This window comes from Litorimonas haliclonae (assembly GCF_965138505.1).
Classification (GTDB): Bacteria; Pseudomonadota; Alphaproteobacteria; order Caulobacterales; family Maricaulaceae; genus Litorimonas; species Litorimonas haliclonae.
This window is the reverse complement of the sequence record NZ_CBCSCO010000001.1, coordinates 128,850-146,848: the sequence shown is the minus strand read 5'-3', so window position 1 is coordinate 146,848 and position 17,999 is coordinate 128,850. Positions and strand designations below refer to the sequence as shown.

The 17,999-nt window shown below is 52.0% G+C and carries 15 protein-coding genes and 1 other RNA gene; 13 read left to right on the top strand and 3 right to left on the bottom strand.

What is annotated here, in order from left to right; translation table 11 throughout:
• The first annotated feature begins 14 nt into the window (after positions 1-14).
• The 4 genes from ACNA05_RS00655 (at position 15) to ACNA05_RS00640 (ending at position 7,787) form a co-directional block, all read left to right on the top strand.
• Complete coding sequence (locus ACNA05_RS00655; RefSeq protein WP_415809440.1) at positions 15-1,616, top strand: TolC family outer membrane protein; 1,602 nt, start codon at positions 15-17, stop codon at positions 1,614-1,616.
• Positions 1,617-1,772: 156 nt separating this feature from the next.
• Complete coding sequence (locus ACNA05_RS00650) at positions 1,773-3,569, top strand: DUF2497 domain-containing protein (RefSeq protein WP_415809439.1); 1,797 nt, start codon at positions 1,773-1,775, stop codon at positions 3,567-3,569.
• Between the two features lie 126 nt (positions 3,570-3,695).
• A complete protein-coding gene (locus ACNA05_RS00645; protein ID WP_415809438.1) occupies positions 3,696-6,830 on the top strand; it encodes a valine--tRNA ligase in 3,135 nt (1,044 codons plus the stop codon).
• A 54-nt stretch (positions 6,831-6,884) separates the two neighbouring features.
• The gene (locus ACNA05_RS00640; protein ID WP_415809437.1) at positions 6,885-7,787 is read left to right on the top strand and encodes a DUF3137 domain-containing protein; all 903 of its coding nucleotides are present in this window, start codon (positions 6,885-6,887) and stop codon (positions 7,785-7,787) included.
• Here the strand turns inward: ACNA05_RS00640 and xth are convergent.
• On the bottom strand, positions 7,784-8,581 hold the full coding sequence (gene xth / locus ACNA05_RS00635) for an exodeoxyribonuclease III (RefSeq protein ID WP_415809436.1): 798 nt from the start codon (positions 8,579-8,581) through the stop codon (positions 7,784-7,786). The genes ACNA05_RS00640 and xth overlap by 4 nt on opposite strands.
• 120 nt (positions 8,582-8,701) lie before the next feature.
• Here xth and ettA point away from each other — a divergent pair, with 120 nt between their 5' ends.
• The gene (ettA, locus tag ACNA05_RS00630; protein WP_415809435.1) at positions 8,702-10,360 is read left to right on the top strand and encodes an energy-dependent translational throttle protein EttA; all 1,659 of its coding nucleotides are present in this window, start codon (positions 8,702-8,704) and stop codon (positions 10,358-10,360) included.
• A gap of 106 nt (positions 10,361-10,466) precedes the next feature.
• Here the strand turns inward: ettA and ACNA05_RS00625 are convergent, their stop codons facing one another.
• The gene (locus ACNA05_RS00625) at positions 10,467-10,955 is read right to left on the bottom strand and encodes a hypothetical protein (protein ID WP_415809434.1); all 489 of its coding nucleotides are present in this window, start codon (positions 10,953-10,955) and stop codon (positions 10,467-10,469) included.
• A 186-nt stretch (positions 10,956-11,141) separates the two neighbouring features.
• Here ACNA05_RS00625 and ACNA05_RS00620 point away from each other — a divergent pair, with 186 nt between their 5' ends.
• From ACNA05_RS00620 to rnpB, 8 genes are all read left to right on the top strand, one after another.
• Positions 11,142-12,074, top strand: coding sequence for an ArsR/SmtB family transcription factor (locus tag ACNA05_RS00620; protein ID WP_415809433.1), 933 nt, complete (start codon positions 11,142-11,144; stop codon positions 12,072-12,074).
• Between the two features lie 49 nt (positions 12,075-12,123).
• Entirely contained in the window at positions 12,124-13,086 is a 963-nt protein-coding gene (metF, locus tag ACNA05_RS00615) for a methylenetetrahydrofolate reductase [NAD(P)H] (RefSeq protein WP_415809432.1), read from the top strand.
• Between the two features lie 58 nt (positions 13,087-13,144).
• Positions 13,145-13,855, top strand: a complete 711-nt coding sequence (locus ACNA05_RS00610; protein ID WP_415809431.1) for a TerB family tellurite resistance protein — start codon at positions 13,145-13,147, stop codon at positions 13,853-13,855.
• A 114-nt stretch (positions 13,856-13,969) separates the two neighbouring features.
• Positions 13,970-14,317 carry a hypothetical protein gene (locus ACNA05_RS00605; protein WP_415809430.1) on the top strand — a complete coding sequence of 116 codons (348 nt, stop codon included), beginning with the start codon at positions 13,970-13,972 and terminating at the stop codon, positions 14,315-14,317.
• Positions 14,318-14,392: 75 nt separating this feature from the next.
• Complete coding sequence (locus ACNA05_RS00600; RefSeq protein ID WP_415809429.1) at positions 14,393-15,280, top strand: DMT family transporter; 888 nt, start codon at positions 14,393-14,395, stop codon at positions 15,278-15,280.
• A 2-nt stretch (positions 15,281-15,282) separates the two neighbouring features.
• Positions 15,283-15,699 (top strand): DUF1801 domain-containing protein, encoded by a 417-nt coding sequence (locus ACNA05_RS00595; protein WP_415809428.1) that lies wholly within the window; start codon positions 15,283-15,285, stop codon positions 15,697-15,699.
• Entirely contained in the window at positions 15,696-16,436 is a 741-nt protein-coding gene (locus ACNA05_RS00590; RefSeq protein WP_415809427.1) for a peptidoglycan recognition protein family protein, read from the top strand. Before ACNA05_RS00595 ends, ACNA05_RS00590 begins: the two co-directional genes overlap by 4 nt.
• A gap of 28 nt (positions 16,437-16,464) precedes the next feature.
• Positions 16,465-16,819: RNase P RNA component class A (gene rnpB / locus ACNA05_RS00585), an RNA gene on the top strand.
• 12 nt (positions 16,820-16,831) lie between these two features.
• Here the strand turns inward: rnpB and ACNA05_RS00580 are convergent.
• Positions 16,832-17,992, bottom strand: a complete 1,161-nt coding sequence (locus ACNA05_RS00580) for a PepSY-associated TM helix domain-containing protein (RefSeq protein ID WP_415809426.1) — start codon at positions 17,990-17,992, stop codon at positions 16,832-16,834.
• Positions 17,993-17,999 lie beyond the last annotated feature (7 nt).

The window sequence follows — 17,999 nt, the reverse complement described above, 5'->3', positions numbered from 1 at the left end:
AATTACAAGGTTTTATGACCCGCAAGTCCCACATCTTTAGCCACGTCCTGTCGGCACTGGTTTTAAGTGGGTTATTTGCGGCGTCTCCGGCTTCTGCGGAGACTCTTTCAGAAGCTCTCGTCGCGGTTTACAATAAAAACCCGCAGCTTTTGGCCGCTCGGGCTCAATTGCGAGAGGTTGACGAAAACTACATCCAGGCCCGCGCCCAAGGACGATTTTCTGTTACTGCAAGCGGTCAATATAGTCGATCCGTTCTCAAAGGATCTGGTATCGGAAGCGGGCAGAGCTTCGGGCAAGGTGATATTCCGACTGAAATGCCCGCCGGAGCAACGCCAGATAATCTCTTTTATTACGCACCTAGTGCGGCTCAGATTGAAATTGTGCAACCTCTCTATCAAGGGGGGCGTATCAGAGCGTTGAAGGCGCAGGCGAAAGCCGGAATTCTGGCTCAACGTGAGAGCCTGAGGGCGACGGAAAACCAACTTTTTTTGGCGGGCGCCAATGCCTATTTGGATGTTCAACAAGCTGAAGAAGCAAGCCGCATTCGCCGAAATAATGTGAGAGTTTTGTCTAGGCAGCTCGAGGCCGCAAATGAACGATTCGATGTTGGCGTAGGAACAAAGACAGATATTGCCCAGTCAGGCGCGCGCCTGGCGGCGGCTGAGGCCGGCTTGGCCCAAGCCGAGGCGGCGCTGCAAAGTGCTCGTGCTAGTTATGAACGTGTCGTCGGACGTATGCCTGTGGATTTGCAACCGGTTCCGCAATTTGTGACGCCGCAGACCTTAGGGGAGGCGATTGAGCTGGCCCGCCAGAATAATCCGCAGCTGATTGCCTCTTATTTCAACGAAGAGGCCGGTGACGCCGCGATTGGAGTGGCCAAGGCGGCCGGACGTCCAACAATCTCTCTGAACGGGAATGTGGCGGCTCAACGCGGACAGCTTTTCGGGTTTGAACAATCCGAAGCGGCGGAGATTACAGCTCAGATAAGCATACCGATCTTTTCCGGCGGATTGAATAGCTCCCGCGTGAGGCAGGCTGAACACGCCAAAACGCGTCTAGGTTTTGAGAGCCGCGACCGGGAAAGGGCGGTCGATGAAGCTATCCGTCAGATTTGGGCGCAAAGGGACGCGGCCCGGGCGACGCTCGTGTCCGGCCAGAAACAGGTGGAAGCAGCTGAAATTGCCTTTGAAGGGGTTTCGCTAGAGTTAGAAGTCGGCAGCCGCACTCAATTAGACGTTCTGGACGCCGAGCAGGAACTTCTAAACGCCAAGCTCTCTCTTTTGGAGGCAAAACGAAATTTAAACGCATCGACGTTTCAGCTCCTCTCGACGATCGGGGTTTTTGATTCTGAGGGCATTCGTCTTGAGTTGGAACGCCCCTATGACACACACGAGAACTTAGAGACGGTCAGGAATGATGGCCTAACACGAATTGTGGATAAAATTGTTCCGAGCCCTGTCCAGAAGGCCGCAGACAGCATCACAAAGACGGTCGAAACGGGTGTTGTTAAGGTGGAGACCCAGCTTTACGAGGCCCCAGGAGCACCGAATATTGAGCCTGCTGACAGTGTTTCCAAAGAAAATTCACCGAAGCCAGAGCCTAGGGACCGGCCCTGACCGCTGCAAAAATAACCATAAACTGATTCCCCCCAGAATTGATGGACAGACCGCCTAGACAAGTCTCACGTGTTGTCTTAACCCTGTTTTAACAAGTCTTTGGGGGAAGGCGAATGAATCGGGTTCTTATAAGAATTCAGGGAAATCAAGGTCACTATGTCTGAAACGACATCCGAATCAGAGCAAGCACATCTCGCGGATGAGCCGAGCATGGAAGATATTCTGGATTCTATCCGGAAGATCATTGCTGATGATGACCAGAAAATGGATATTTCGGCGCCGCAGGCTCTCTCTTCCGGGGATTCCGAGGACGGTAGCTTAAAGGTTGAGCCGTCTTTATCGCCTGCCAGCCTGATCTCCGAAACGGTGTCGGGTCCTTCGGCGGATTATAAGAGCACGCCTGTTTTCCATCAGTTTCAAAGCGATGCCTCGCCAAGTAATGGCGGGATGACTCAGGACGACGACACGGTTGATCTGGATATTGAAGCTCTCCTCAGCGAGGCGCAGACGCCAGCGGAAGCGCCGGAAAACCTAACATTTGAGACGTTTTCGGATGACGGCGACGTCGCCGAAATGTTGGATATTGAGATACCAGAGCTGCCTGAAGAACCGCCTGCTGCCGAGGCTGATACTTCTGGCAAAGCTGACTCTGTCGTCGAACCTGTTACTGACGAAACATGGAATACAGATATTCTAGATTTGTCCGATATCATTAATGAAGAACAGCCGACTGTTTTCTCTGAGGCAGACACTCCCCACGACGATGAGGATGATAGTCTGTTTGACCAGTTGGAAGGTTTGCTCGCCGAGACGCCAGAGAATAGGGTTTCTTCACAAGCCGTTGAAGAGAAAAAAGCCTCCGGATCAGAGACTATTGCGGAGTCGAGCCCAGAGACTTTGCGAAACTCTGAAGCGGAAGATGAGTTTGAAGGAATTGATGATATTCTTGCAGAGGCGATGCAGAATCCAAACCCTGTTGAGGACGCCTCTGTAGCGCCGGAATCCACGTTAATGAGTGCGGAGGAGGCCGAGAAGCCCGCTTTCCATTCCGATGATGACGATATGAATATCGTCAAATCTCTTATGGCGGACCTGACCGAACCGGAAGAAACCATTCGCGAGGAAATGACTGCCGAAGAGGGTTCTGACGAAGAAGATCTAGATGATTCCGATATTCTCGACGAGATTATTAATATGAGTCTAGAGGACGAGCTGGGCGAAGAAGCTGAGCTACAAATTCCTGAACCGGAAGCGCCTCCAGCTTCTGTTGAATTGCCCTCGGAGACTTCTCAAGAGACTTCAAGTGAAACGCTTGAGGACGATATTTCTCTAGAGGACCTGGGCTTCGATGAGCTTGAGCCCGATGCGGCTGAAGAGGCCTTTGAAGATTCACGACCAGAAGAAAGCAATCAAGCCGAAGAGAGCGCAGCTGAAAAACAGCCCTCTCTTGCGGCTCAATCTCTTATTTCCAGCCTGAGAGAGATCGCCGGAGAAGCAGAGCGTGACGCGCTTGAGGCCGAAGCCAAATTAGAGGCCGCACACGGCTCTAGCGCTCAAAGCGTAAAATCCTCTGAAGATAAAGAGTATACAGCCGGGGAAACCTCCCCGCCTGAAGCGGCTAAAATATCCCCGGAGGACGTTCAGACATCTGCCGATGTCGTCGAAATCTCTGCTAAAACGAACCCAAAGGAGACTGCAGACATGCCCAAAGCTGCCGTAAATCAAGATAGAATTCTCGACGAAGTGAGCGGAGAAGCGGCGTCCAACGCTTTTGCGTCTCTGAATAATATGGTTGAGGAAAAAGCCATCAAAGCCGAACGCGGCGACCGCATTGGCGATCTCGTCATGGAAGCGCTTCGTCCCATGCTCAAAGAGTGGCTCGACGAACATCTTAACGACATTGTCGAGCGCGCCGTGACGAAAGAAGTTCAGCGGATTTCTTCCGGTAAGTAGATTTCTCTGCCTCTTTTCTTTTGAGGCAGAGCGCGATAAACCCCGTCTTCCTGGCCGAGGCTTTAATGCTGTGGCCGGGTAGGCGGGTTTTTTATTTGGCCCCGAATTTTCTGTTTAGGTAAAGTGATGTTAGAGAAAAATTTCGATCCGAAAGAGGCGGAGCAGCGCCTTTATAAAATGTGGGAAGAAAGCGGCGCTTTCAAACCGCGCCCGGCCAAGCCTGACGATACCAAGGACGATAATTTCTCAATCGTTATTCCGCCCCCCAATGTGACGGGCAGTCTGCATATGGGCCATGCGGTCAATAATACGATTCAGGACATTCTGGTTCGGTATAACCGGATGAAAGGTAAAGCCGTGTTATGGCAGCCGGGCGCCGACCATGCAGGCATTGCCACGCAAATGGTCGTGGAGCGCAAACTGGCCGGCGAGGGTAAAGCGCGCAAAGACATGAGCCGAGAAGACTTTCTGAACCATGTCTGGGCGTGGAAAAAGGAAAGCGGCGACAACATCACGACGCAGCTTCGCCGCCTGGGCTCCTCCTGCGACTGGTCGCGCGAAAAGTTCACCCTCGGCGATCCGGACGATGACAGCGATAAAATGGCGGAGGCCATCACCAAAGCTTTCGTCGATATGTATAATGACGGGCTGATTTACCGCGACAAGCGTCTGGTCAATTGGGACCCGCATTTCCAGACGGCGATTTCCGATCTGGAAGTCGAGAATATCGAAAAAGACGGTCATTTCTGGCATTTCAAATATCCGCTTGATGGCGGCGAGACCTATACCTATGTCGAAAAAGACGAGGACGGAAACGTCACGCTGACGGAAGAGCGCGATTATATTTCCATCGCCACGACACGTCCTGAAACCATGCTCGGTGACGGCGCGGTGGCCGTTCATCCAGATGATGAACGCTACGCCTCGATTGTCGGGAAAATGGTGCGCTTGCCGCTCGCCGACCGCCTGATCCCGATCATCACGGATGAATATCCCGATATGGATTTCGGCTCCGGCGCGGTGAAAATCACCGGCGCTCATGATTTCAACGACTACGAAGTCGCCAAGCGCAATGACATTCCGATGTACTCGCTCATGGACGAAAAAGGCGTGATGATCGCCAGCGAGGACAAGGACGGCAACGCCGTCATGCCGGAAAAATATGTCGGCATGGATCGGTTCAAGGCGCGCAAGGCCGTGGTCGAGGATATCGACGCCGAAGGCCTGCTGATAAAAATCGAAGACAAGAAAATCCAGCAACCGATTGGGGATCGCTCCGGTGTGGTCATCGAACCCATGCTGACCGATCAGTGGTTTGTCGCAGCCGATAAAATGGCCGAAGGCGCCATGGCCGCGTTTGAGCGCGGGCATTCGAACTTTAAAAATGGGAACCCCTCATCCGACCCTTCGGGCCACCTTCTCCCCATGGGAGAAGGGAAAGCTGGGGACGAGACTGAGGTTGAATCCTCCCTCTCCCACGGGGAGAGGGTCCCCGAAGGGGGGCTGAGGGGCTCCAACACCTGCGGAGAAGGGCAAGGCGGAACCCGTTTCATTCCTGAAAACTGGAAGAAGACCTATGACCACTGGATGGAGAATATCCAGCCCTGGTGTATCTCCCGCCAGCTCTGGTGGGGACATCAAATCCCGGCTTGGTATGGGGTCTCGCTTTCAGAGGATGGTACCGTTTTGCAATCTGCTGCTTGGAAATGTTTCGTAGCAGAATCGCAAGAGGACGTAATTTCGAAAGCCAAAACATATTATGGCAAACAAGTAGAAGTTACTTTTGCCAATCAGATTGATGGAGAAGAGGCTTGGTTCTCAACTAACGGGAAAATTGAAAGAGTTACTATTTTCCGCGACCCAGACGTCCTGGACACCTGGTTCTCCTCAGGCCTCTGGCCGTTCTCGACTCTCGGCTGGCCCGAACAGACCGAGGAACTCGAACGTTTTTACCCGACTTCCGTCCTCGTCACCGCATTTGACATCATCTTCTTCTGGGTCGCGCGGATGATGATGCAGGGGCTTCACTTCATGGACGAAGTGCCGTTTCATGACGTCTATATCCATGCGCTCGTTTTAGACGAAGCCGGTAAGAAAATGTCCAAATCGATCGGCAATACGCTCGACCCGCTGGATTTGATTGACGGGGTGAGCGCGGATGATCTGGTGGCGAAACGCACACGCGGACTGAAAAATCCGGAAAAAGCGCCGCAAATCGAAAAAGCAACGCGCAAGCAATATCCGGACGGATTTGAAGCTTACGGCGCGGACGCTTTGCGCTTTACTTTGGCGTCGCAAGCCGGGCAGGGGCGCAATATCCGCCTGTCTGTCGAACGCATTGCGGGCTACCGGAATTTCGGCACCAAGCTCTGGTCTGCCGCCAATTTCGGCCAGATGAACGGGTGCAAACCGACGGTTACTTTTGATCCGTCCGATACAATTATCCCGATCAATCAGTGGATTGTGTCCGAAACGGTCAAGACGGCGCAGGAAGTGTCCCGCTGCATTGAGGCCTACCGATTTAACGATGCGGCCGATGCCGCCTATAAATTCGCCTGGGACACTTTCTGTAGCTGGTATCTGGAACTGACCAAGCCGCTCCTTTCGGGGACGGACGGGTCCGCGAAAGAGGAAACGCAAGCGACCTTTGCCTGGGTGCTGGATCAAATCCTGAAACTTCTCCATCCGTTCATGCCCTTCATCACCGAAGAAATGTGGGACAAGATTGACGCTCGCCGCGAAAGCCATTTGATCGTGGCGCCGTGGCCCGAATTTGGCGAAGATCTTTTCCACATCCACGCGACAGAGGAAATTGAGTGGCTGCAGACACTGATTACGAATATTCGCTCTGTCCGATCTGATATGAATATTCCGCCGGCCAAGAAAGCCGACCTCTTAATGCTTTCAGGCGATCTGGATCCGCGTTTGTCCTATTATGCGCCGCAGCTCTCGCCCATGGCGCGTGTGGCGGAAGTCAAAACTGCAAGCGAAGCCCCGCAAGGCGCGCTCCAGACGGTGGTGGACGGGGTGACCTATGCCATCCCTCTCGAAGGCCTCATTGATTTGGACGCCGAACGCGCGCGGCTGAATAAGGAAATCGGCAAGGCTCAGGACGAGATCGATAAAATCGACAAAAAGCTGAGTAACGAAGCCTTTGTCGCTAAAGCGCCGGAAAAGGTTGTGGCTTTGCAAAAAGAACGCCGCGCCGATTATATTGCCGAGCAGGAAAAGCTGAAAGAAGCTCTGGCGGGCCTTGGCTAAAGGAAAGGGACTTACCCTAACCCAACTTTAAACTTATCAAGGTAAGCCGTCTTTATGACGGCTTTCTCTTTTGAAACTCCGCAGGATTTGCAGGCGCTCCGCGTACAGCTTTACGACGTGTTCGGCTGGCAGTACCGCGCGAAATCTGTACCGCCGCCCATTCTGCCCTTATTGAATGCGACCGGAATGCTCCGTAGTCCAAGCGGGCTTTTCCGCTGTAACGGCCATATTATTGGCAAGGGCTATCGCGACCTGTCTTTTGAGATTCTCGAAATTTCCGCGAGGGATACAGAGCAAAATCTGGAAGAACCCTTTGCGCGGTTTGCAGGGGAAGGATTTTCAGGGCTGCTCGTCAGTGTCGATCACTATACGGGATTTCTAGGCCGAACGGTGATTGTGCGGGACGCAGGAATTCTAAACCCCAAAACACTTCAGGATATGTCGCGTGTCAGACTGGTTGATGCCGGGTTTGAAGCTCTGTTTGAGGTCTATTCCGATGATCAGGTTGAGGGTCGAAGCCTCATGACACCCGATTTTATGCAACGCCTTATGGATTTTGATGGGTTCGATATTTTCAAGGGATTGCAAATAGCGTTTCTTGGAAACCGGATGCACGCGCTCCTCCCTTTAGGCGAAGAGGTTCAATTCGGTTCAGACCGCCGCGCCCGCAGCGCGGAAGAGGCCAAAACAGCCATTTGCAAGGAAATGAAACTGGTTTTCGGTCTGCTGGCAGATATAGACGCGCTCCATGCCTGCGCCCGGGCCAAGACAGAAGATGAGATACAGGCTGAACGCCGCGAGTTTTATGACGCCCGAATTGCCGCTGTCGAAGCCGCTGTGGATGAAGCCATAGGAAACGGAACGATTAAAACCGCCGCCCGCCCTAAATTCATGACGGAGACGGGGTCTGATATGGTAGACCCCGCTTTATGGGGAATGCTCAGGCCTAGAGTTTAAAGATTAAATTCCCCGACAACGGGAACATGATCTGATGGCTTTTGACCTTCGCGTACATGGCGATGGATCACGATGCCTTTGGCTTTATCCGCGGCCTGGGGGGATAGCAAAAGGTGGTCAATACGAATGCCGAGATTGTTCGGCCACGCGCCGCCCTGATAATCCCAGAAACTATATTGCCCGTCGCGCCCGTCAAACTGTTCAAACATTTCCGTCAGGCCTAGATATTTCAGCGCCTGAAAAGCCTGCAAAGTTTCGGGGCGGTAGAGGGCGTCGCCCCACCAGGCTTTGGGGTCATGTGTGTCGCCTGCGCGAGGGATAACATTATAATCGCCGGCCAGAATAAGCGGATCTTCGTTTTTCAACAGCTCTGCCGCATGAGTTTTGAGGCGCGCCATCCAGTCGAGCTTATAGGTATATTTCGGGCTCTCCATCGGGTCGTCGAGGACGGGATTGCCGTTCGGCAGATAGATGGAAGCCACGCGCACGGGGCCGTCTTTGCCGCTGACCACCACTTCGAGATAACGCGCTTGCTCATCTTCGTCATCGCCGGGCAGGCGAGGGGAGACCTCGTCAAAGGGGAGCTTGGACAGGATAGCGACACCGTTATAGCTTTTCTGGCCGTGTATCGCGACGTTATAGCCGAGGGCTTCAATTTCCATCAGCGGGAAGGCGTCATCCACTGTTTTGATTTCCTGGAGACAGGCAATATCCGGCTTGGCTTCCTCCAGCCACGCCGTGACCGCGTGCATCCGGGCTTTGATAGAGTTCACATTCCAAGTCGCAATTTTCATGAGAGCGTGGTCGGGCAGGGTAGAAGAAATGTCAAGCAGAGGGTGAGCACTAACCCTTGCTTTTTCAAACTATTCGCCGCATATCGCGCTCAAATTTTACCTCGATTATAAGAGCGCTCTATGGCCCGCCAATTTTGCTACCACATGCAAGGTCTGACGAAGAAATTCGGCAATAAGACCATTCTCGACAATGTTCACCTGTCATTTTACCCGGATGCCAAAATCGGCCTCATTGGTGTAAACGGCGCAGGTAAATCCACTCTGATGAAAGTCATGGCGGGCGTCGATACCGAGGTGACCGGCGAGCATTGGGCCGCGGACGGCGTAAAGGTTGGCTATCTGCCGCAAGAGCCGCGTCTGGATACGTCCAAAGACGTCTGGGGCAATGTCATTGAAGGCTGCGAAGACAAGAAAATCTTCGACACCTATAACGAAGTCGCCATGAAAATGGCCGAGGACTATTCCGACGAGTTGATGGAAGAAATGACGGCGCTCCAGGAAAAAGTCGATGGCCGCGATGCCTGGGACATCGATTCCAAAATTGAGATGGCTATGCAGGCTCTGCGCTGCCCGCCCAAAGACTCTCCCGTAGATAATCTCTCTGGCGGGGAAGCGCGCCGCGTGGCGCTGTGTCAGCTATTGCTGTCCAAACCTGACCTTCTCTTGCTTGACGAACCGACCAACCATTTGGACGCGGAAACGGTTGCGTGGCTGGAAAACTATCTGGTCAATTACAAAGGCGCGATCATTCTGATTACCCATGATCGCTACTTCCTCGACAATATCACTAATTGGACGCTCGAGGTTGATCGCGGCAAAACCTATCCGCATGAAGGGAATTACTCCTCTTGGCTTGACGCCAAAGCCAAGCGTATGGACCAGGAAGGCCGCGAAGCCGATTCCAAAACCAAAGCGCTCAAGAAAGAGCTGGAATGGATCCGTTCCAATCCGAAAGCCCGCCAGACGAAATCCAAGGCCCGTATCAGCGCTTATGAAAACCTGCGCGACGAGGCCGAAAAAGAGGTCGTTTCCCACGCCGATATCCGTATCCCAATGGGCGAGCGTCTCGGCAATGTGGTGGTCGAAGCCAAAAATGTTTCCAAGGCCTTTGGCGAAAAACTTTTGATCAAGGACCTATCCTTTAAATTGCCGCGCGGCGGCATTGTCGGCGTCATCGGTCCGAACGGGGCGGGTAAAACCACCTTGTTTAAAATGATCACGGGCGAAGAAACGCCAGATGAAGGCGAGTTCAAAGTCGGCGAAACGGTCGAGCTTGGCTATGTCGATCAGAACCGCGACGCGCTGGATAATTCCAAAAATATCTGGGAAGCAATTTCGGACGGTCTCGACATCATCCATATGGGCAAACGCGAGGTTCCAAGCCGCGCCTATGTAGGCGCCTTTAACTTCAAGGGCACAGACCAACAGAAAAATGTCGGACAGCTTTCAGGCGGGGAACGTAACCGCGTGAACTTGGCGAAAATGCTGACCAAGCCGGCCAACTTGCTCCTACTCGATGAGCCGACCAATGATTTGGACCGCGAAACTTTGGCCTCTCTTGAGGTTGCACTTGAAAAATTCCCGGGCTGCGCCGTGGTTATCTCCCATGATCGTTTCTTCCTTGACCGTGTAGCCACCCATATCCTCGCTTATGAGGGTGACAGTCATGTGGAGTGGTTCGAAGGTAACTTTGCCGATTATATCGAAGATAAGAAACGCCGCCTCGGCCCTGATGCCGATATGCCGAAGAAGCTTAAATTCGTAAAATTTGATCGGTAGAACGGTTGAAAGGGTGAGGTCACGTTGATTTCCTCGCAATTTTTAGCGCTCTGCTTGCGTTCATAAAAAAAACCTGCCGTGAGGCAGGCTTTTCAATATTCAAAGGCTATTTATTGTAACGCTTTTTGACCTGACCCGGAGCGTTATAAGACGGGTGATTTGGGCCCTTATATTTTTTACCCTTTCTATAATACCGACCATCTACATCACGATAATATTCGTGTCCGTCATCGCCGCGGTAATAACGACGGCCATCATCGCCTCTATAGTAACGATCATTATAGATGACGTCACCTCTTACGTCGCGGCGGTCATACCGGTCATATTCAAATCGGGAGCAGTCTTTATCTGCAATCGCGACACCTGCTGTACCGCCAGCGATGCCTCCAATGACAGCGCCTTCATCATCGCCGATCTCATTCCCCGAAATGGCGCCGAGTGAGCCGCCCACAGCCCCGCCAAGCACTTGGTTTTGAGTATCGGATCTCTTACAGTCCTCATAGGCTCTATTTTCATATCTGTCTTGTGCTGAGGCAAGTGCCGGCATGGCAATCAAGGCAGCAAGGGTTGCGGAAGCAAGTTTTAAACGTGTCATTTTAATCTCCTTGTTCTGCTGAACCAATGTCTAAAGAACGAGGGTAGTTCCCGATAAATGATGCCGGAGGGTAACCTAAACGTGAAAAATCTTCTGCGTTGACTCCTAAGGCTTTAAAAATGCATCTTTATAAAGATATAAAGGTTTTTTTATATGCAGGGTAATTCTTCTGTGATAATAGGAGATATGGAGAATTTTGCCGCCGCATTGAAAACTATGGGTCATGTTGACCGTTTACGTATTCTTGCGCTTTTGGCGCGTGGTGAGTTGACGATCACAGAGCTGGTTCAAATTCTTGGGTTATCACAACCTCGAGTGACCCAATATATTAAATCCCTTGAATCGGTCGAAATCATTGAACGCCTCCGAGAGGGCAGTTGGGTGTTTTCAAGATTAAAACGCGGAAACCCGGCTTTGACGAAACTGGTTGAGACAACTTTACAGACTTTGCCACAAAATGAAGCCTTATTACTTTCAGATATGAGACGTTTGAATGAGGTGAGAGATGCTCGCAGCCGCGTGGCAGATGCTTTTTTTGCAAGGGTGGCTCAGAATTCGGATCAATTAGGGGATGAGTATTTACCGCAGGAACGGATCGAAGACGCGTTATTGAAGATTTCCGGCGACGGGCCATTCGATTTCATGATCGATATGGGGACCGGCACAGGGCGGATGTTGGAGTTGTTTTCAGGTCGAATCACGAGGGGGGCCGGAATCGATTCCAATCCGGACATGCTGAAAGTGGCGCGGCATAAACTGGCCCCCGATCAATTTGGGCATATATCTGTTCAACAAGGCGATTTACACGCGACGCCGTTTCGGGAAAACACCGCGGATTTGGTTACGCTCCATCAGGTTCTTCATTATTTGGATGACCCCCGTGAGGCGATTTATGAGGCTTCGCGGTTGCTAACTCGGGACGGACAGCTTTTGATTGTCGATTTCGAAGCTCATACCGAAGATCATTTTCGGGAGGATTATGCCCACCGCCGATTAGGTTTCACGGACCTGGATATTACGGAATGGGCCAAATGGGCAGATTTACAGATAAAAATTGAGACAAAACTGAGCAATAATAACAACCCCGCTATCAAGATATGGAAAGCGGTAAAACCGTGATGAACGGGAACCCTGCGACTAGAAGCGATGCTTTCGAGAAGAGATATTTATGCCAACTGTAATGCCAACCCGCGATCCCAATGCTGCTGTCGGGACGATTGCCCGCGCGGCGGATCAGTCCAAAACCGAAGCAACCAGCGGAAATATTCGCGTTAGCTATGAATTTTTCCCACCGAAAAACACGGCGATGGAAGAAAAGCTCTGGGAGGCCATTAAGAAATTAGAACCGCTCAATCCCGACTTTGTTTCTGTGACTTACGGCGCCGGGGGCTCAACGCGCGAGCGCACGCACAACGCTGTTAGCCGGATGGTAAAAGAAACGAGTTTCAAACCCGCGGCGCATTTGACCTGTGTCGGCTCTGAAAAAGCAGAGATTGATGAAATCGTAAAAGCCTATTGGGAGGCAGGCGTTCGTCATATTGTTGCCCTGCGCGGAGACCCTCAGGACGGGATTGACGCGAAATATGTACCGACCCCTAAAGGATATGCCTATTCCTGTGACCTTGTCGCAGGCATCAAAGATGTCGCAGATTTCGACGTCAGCGTCGGGGCTTACCCGGAACTACATCCTGAGAGTTCAAACTGGCGGGACGAGATTGATAATCTGAAACGCAAAGTGGATGCGGGCGCCAATCGGGCGATTACACAGTTTTTCTTTTCCCCAGATGTCTTCTCCCGGTTCCAGGACAGAGTGCTCGACGCCGGCATTGATATTCCGATTGTTCCGGGCTTGATGCTTCAGCCAAATTTCAAAGGTCTGGCCCGTATGGCGGGAATGTGCGGCGTGTCCGTGCCGGACTGGTATAGAGAATTATTCGAAGGTCTGGATAAGGACACTCAAACCCGCGAGCTTTTGACAGCCTCTCTGGCAGCTGAGCTGACGGCGGAGCTTCATGACCGAGGCGTCCGTGACTTTCATCTATATACGCTTAACCGGGCAGAATTAGCGGTTGCGGTTTCGCGTATTCTCGGATTGCATCATCGTCAGTCGGGCGCGACAAAAGCGGCTTAGCCGCGCAGGCCGCACAGGAATCATTGTATTTTTGAGCGCGCTTGTTTAACCGCAAGTCGTGAGTATCTGGCAATCCATATTTACCGGGGCGGCTCAGGTTTTTGGCCCCCCGATGCGTCTTTCCAATGAGGGTGAGGCGGGTCCGATTGATCAGTCGGGGCTCGTGGTCGCTCTTGTTGCGCTGGGCGCTAAAATGGCGAAGGCTGACGGGCAGGTTCGATTAGAAGATGTTCGCGCGTTTCAACAAGTTTTCAAGCCGCAGCCTGCATCAGAAACGCAAGTTGCGAAGTTTTTTGATCTAGCCCGGCAGACGACTTTAGGATTCGAAAAATATGCCAAAATCGTCGCTCGCTACTTTCGGGCCCGGCCAGCGGCGCTTGAAGATGTTTTGGATGGGCTTTTTCATATCGCTTTAGCGGACGGAATTGTGACGGCTGAAGAAGAGGACTTTCTTCGAAGCGTAAGTGATATCTTCGGCTTTTCAGAGCGGGAATACGACCGTATTCGGTCCTCCAACCTCGGCGTTGATCCGACCGATCCATATCTGATTTTAGGGGTCGATGAAGATATTTGCGACAAAGATCTCAAACACGCCTATCGCCGCATGGCAGCGGCCAACCATCCGGACAAATTAGTCGCCAGAGGGGCGCCTCGGGAGTTAATGGGACTGGCAAATCACAAAATGTCCGTAATTAATAAAGCTTACGCAGATATCATGGCGCAAAGGGCAAAACGCCCCATTGTAGGGCGGGGACTACCTGCGCGATAATAGGCGCAGTTTTAAGCGCATTAGTCTGCGTAATTTAAGTCTTACAGAAATGATAGGCGCAGACATCTTGACGAAATCACTAAATACCCCGACATTAGAGCCGAGGTAAAAACTATGTCTAATACTTACAATCTCAGTGGACCAACATCCTGGTTCGGAACTCTCACGCGCGTTTTGTTCCTGACAGCCGCCGCAATTGGTGGTGTTTTCATGTTGGCTTTTTCTGCGGCCGTGGCTTTTTTTGTTATCCTAGGTATTGCCTTGGTGGGATTGGTGGCGTTCGGTTTTTTCTGGGTTCGCGCAAAGCTATTTGGCAAACCTTTTGGGCCGAGAGCTCAGTTCGAAGCCCGGGCGAGTAAAATGCGGGCCGATCTCGAAGCGCAGATGAATCCTTCCGCGTCTGATGACGGTCCAATTATAGACGCCCACCGCACGCCGGATGGGTGGAGCGTGGATGATTGAGTAAAGTTCCGTCAATTTCGCTTGGCGGGACGATTAGGCTTTGACGTTGCAGGTGGGGCTGTTTAGCCCGTCTATATGCGCCCTATTGATTTCTGGACTTTAATGACGTGCTGTCTCTTTTGGGGCGGTAATTTTGTGGTTGGGGCTTGGGCGCTAGGCAATAATCCGGTGCCGCCCTTTATGCTGGCGGCTGTGAGGGCGGCCATCGTCCTGGTTTTCATGGGCGTATTCCTTTTCAAGCCCCTTCCGGAAAAGTTCGGCCTTTTGCTTATCGTGGGTCTTTGCGTTGGGGCAATCCACCTTGGGTTCCTTTATACAGGCCTGCAGACAGCCTCAGCATCCGGGACATCGATTTTGTCGCAAACGATGATCCCTTTGGCGACGTTGATGTCAGTTTTCTTTCTAAAGGAGAAAATCGGGCGAATCCGCACCGGAGCGATCGTCGCCGCCTTTATAGGCGTTTGTATAATGGTGTATGAGCCCGGCGGACTGAGTTTGGATATAAATCTGGTCTATATCTTTATCGCCTATGTCTCTCTCGCTCTCGGGAGTGTTTTGATGAGAAAAGTCGGAAATATAGACTGGCGAATTTATGTGAGTTGGATGTCTCTTTTACTTCTTTTGGCGAGCGGGGCCGCGTCCATTCTATTCGAATCGGGGCAAGTGACGACGTTCAAAGAAGATGGCGTTCCTTTGATTATTGCGGCCGCTTATGGTGCTGTTTTTGTCTCCATCTTTTCACATGGCCAGTATTTCCGCCTTCTTCAAAGCTATGACGTCGCCGTGATTGTACCTCTGACAATTATGACCACAGTGTTTGCGACTATTCTGGGCATTCTTCTTTTGGACGAGACCTTAGAACCGCGCTATATAATTGGAGCCGCGATTATTCTTCCCTGTGTCTATGTGATTGCGAGGCGGCAAAAATCCTCTAAGTCGGCCCCGAAAATGATGGAGTCCTGAATATGGCCAATAAAACTGTTGCAACTGAGGCTTCCGTTGAAACTTACCTTGCCGCTATTGACCCAGCGCAGAAACAGGAAGATTGCCGAGAAATTTGCGCTATGATGGAAAGGCTTTCTGGTCACCCTCCGAAAATGTGGGGGCCGTCCATAGTTGGTTTTGGTGAATATCATTATAAGTATGACAGCGGCCGGGAAGGGGACTTCCTACGAATTGGTTTTGCAGCCAGAGCGCAGAATATTAGCGTCTATCTTTTACCGGGCTATGATGATTTCTCGGATGAGCTTTCCCGGTTGGGTAAGCACAAAAAAGGCAAGTCCTGCCTTTACATAAAACGATTGTCAGACATCGATGTAGACGTGCTCGAAGAAATGATTGTCAAAGACCTCAAAATTATGCAGGAAAAGTACCCTGAATGAAGATTGACCGCACTGATCAGAGCCCGAACTTCAATGAACGCTCCCTGCCCATATCCCAACTAGTCCTGCACTATACGGGGATGGAGACAGGCCAAGCCGCTCTTGAACGTCTTTGTGATGCGGACGCGAAAGTCAGCGCGCATTATATTGTATTCGAAGATGGGCGAATCTCTCAGCTGGTTGAGGAAGAGAAGCGGGCTTGGCATGCCGGCGTCGGAAATTGGCGAGGTATTTCTGACATTAACTCGTCGTCTATCGGTATCGAGATCGTCAATGGCGGTCACAATTTCCCGAACGCAGACGACCTTCCGCCTTATCCGGATGAGCAAATAAATGCGGTCATTGCGCTCTCCAAAACGATTTTAGAGCGCCACGAGATCCAAGCCTGGAATGTGATAGGCCATAGCGATCTTGCGCCGGAGCGCAAAGAGGATCCCGGCGAACATTTCCCGTGGAGCAGTTTGGCGGCGGCCGGTATCGGGCTCTGGGCTGAATTCGAAGCCCATCCTGATACACGTATCCTATTCGAGCCGGGCGACAGAGATCGCGGGGTTTCTATTATTCAGCAGGGGCTCGCCCAAATTGGCTATGACATAGCGGTAACGGGGCAGTTTGATGAGCGAACGAAATTTGTCATGACGGCGTTTCAACGACATTGGCGACCAAGCAATATTCCCGGTGTGATTGACATGGACTGTCTCCAGCGCGTTGGGGCGCTCGTCCGGCTCTTGCCATAAGACCAAAGCAGGCTTAGAGACCCTCCGGTCAGAGGGTCAGGCAATCGCACGCGCTGCGGCGCGTGAGGAAAGTCCGGGCTCCCATGTAACAGGATGCCGGTTAATGGCCGGCGAGGGCGACCTCAGGGAAAGTGCCACAGAGAGAAGACTACCTTCCTTCGGGACGGAAAAGCTGAAAGGGTGCGGTAAGAGCGCACCGCGGGTCTGGTAACAGTCCCGGCCAGGTAAACCCCATCCGGAGCAAAACCAAATAGGGACGGTATACCCCGTTACATGGGCCGTCCGGGTTGGTTGCAAGAGGCGTTCGGTAACGACCGCCCCAGATGAATGATTGCCCATCGCGCAAGCGAGGACAGAACCCGGCTTACAGACCCTCTGACACTTTTACTGCCACGCTAAGCTGGTGTCTTACGTCGTCTAAATAGCGGCAGGATAAGCCGTCTAAAGCTCAGCGCCAATCCTGTGTAGACGAGAAAACACGCCGCCAAGGACGCCAGTCCGGCAATTGTCTGGCCGATAAGGCCGTATTGTTGCCCTGTATGGATAAAGCGGAACCAGATTCTTAGCTTCCGGCCGAGACTTGCGTCATCTGCCGTCTCGATCTTTTCCAGCCGCTCATTCGCTCTGTCATAAATATGCGTTTCCCGCTGATTAGGCGTGACGCCCGATCCGTAGTTTAAGGCAAAATTTATAGTGGGTGTTTCGTTGGATTTGGGAAGGCGGATTGAAACGGATTTCCATTTCCTCTCCTCCCCCGCGAGAACATTTTCTAGCGCGTTCTGTTGAGACAAAAGCGTGATTGCTGCGTCAGCCCCGGCATCGCCTAAATCAGCGCTCGCCTGCGGGGGCGGGCCTCGGCGCTTCGGGACATCTTCGCCCGCAAGTTTATAAACGAGATTGCCAGCCCAAGAGTAAGAGATGATTACGCCTGATAGAACGATGAAGAAAAGCGGGACAAGCGCCCAAATTCCGAAGACATAATGCCAGTTATAGTCTCTCGCTTTGGAGGTCGGCAGATTTCGTCGGAAAAATAGATTCAGTTTTATAAACGACCATCGCCAGATTTTTGGAAGCCAGAGGTAGAGCCCGCTAATTACGATAAATAGGAAAATGAGATTGGCGGCGCCGGTAATGGCTTTCCCGGTCTCACGGCTATCGCCGGACATTGCCAGCCAACGATGAAGTCTGACGACATAGCTGAAAAACTCATCCAGACTTTTGGCGGGGTCGTCGATTTGCTCGCCGGTGAAAGGATCAAGAAGAATAACGTCACGTCCGCGTTTTTGGACCAGAACAGGCGCTTTCGGATCGCGGTCCATTGAAAGCGAAACTCCGTCGCGCGTACCGGAAAGCTCAGTGGCGATATCCGTCAATTCATCAAGGGAGAGCCGAGGATTTCCCGATTGAAACTCTGTCTTTGCATTATTGCGAACGGCAAGTTGCATGTCGTGTTCATAAGTCAGCAGGACGCCGGTGACGGACATCAATAAGACGAAAATGCCTGAAGCCACACCTGCGCAGAGGTGGCACCAGAATAATATTTTACGAAATGGCATGAATATC

Bases quoted from the DNA above. Each gene is read 5' to 3' on its own strand.
- ACNA05_RS00655 (WP_415809440.1), top strand. From the start codon at position 15: ATGACCCGCAAGTCCCACATCTTTAGCCACGTCCTGTCGGCACTGGTT.
- ACNA05_RS00650 (WP_415809439.1), top strand. From the start codon at position 1,773: ATGTCTGAAACGACATCCGAATCAGAGCAAGCACATCTCGCGGATGAG.
- ACNA05_RS00645 (WP_415809438.1), top strand. From the start codon at position 3,696: ATGTTAGAGAAAAATTTCGATCCGAAAGAGGCGGAGCAGCGCCTTTAT.
- ACNA05_RS00640 (WP_415809437.1), top strand. From the start codon at position 6,885: ATGACGGCTTTCTCTTTTGAAACTCCGCAGGATTTGCAGGCGCTCCGC.
- xth (WP_415809436.1), bottom strand. From the start codon at position 8,581: ATGAAAATTGCGACTTGGAATGTGAACTCTATCAAAGCCCGGATGCAC.
- ettA (WP_415809435.1), top strand. From the start codon at position 8,702: ATGGCCCGCCAATTTTGCTACCACATGCAAGGTCTGACGAAGAAATTC.
- ACNA05_RS00625 (WP_415809434.1), bottom strand. From the start codon at position 10,955: ATGACACGTTTAAAACTTGCTTCCGCAACCCTTGCTGCCTTGATTGCC.
- ACNA05_RS00620 (WP_415809433.1), top strand. From the start codon at position 11,142: ATGGAGAATTTTGCCGCCGCATTGAAAACTATGGGTCATGTTGACCGT.
- metF (WP_415809432.1), top strand. From the start codon at position 12,124: ATGCCAACTGTAATGCCAACCCGCGATCCCAATGCTGCTGTCGGGACG.
- ACNA05_RS00605 (WP_415809430.1), top strand. From the start codon at position 13,970: ATGTCTAATACTTACAATCTCAGTGGACCAACATCCTGGTTCGGAACT.
- ACNA05_RS00600 (WP_415809429.1), top strand. From the start codon at position 14,393: ATGCGCCCTATTGATTTCTGGACTTTAATGACGTGCTGTCTCTTTTGG.
- ACNA05_RS00595 (WP_415809428.1), top strand. From the start codon at position 15,283: ATGGCCAATAAAACTGTTGCAACTGAGGCTTCCGTTGAAACTTACCTT.
- ACNA05_RS00590 (WP_415809427.1), top strand. From the start codon at position 15,696: ATGAAGATTGACCGCACTGATCAGAGCCCGAACTTCAATGAACGCTCC.
- ACNA05_RS00580 (WP_415809426.1), bottom strand. From the start codon at position 17,992: ATGCCATTTCGTAAAATATTATTCTGGTGCCACCTCTGCGCAGGTGTG.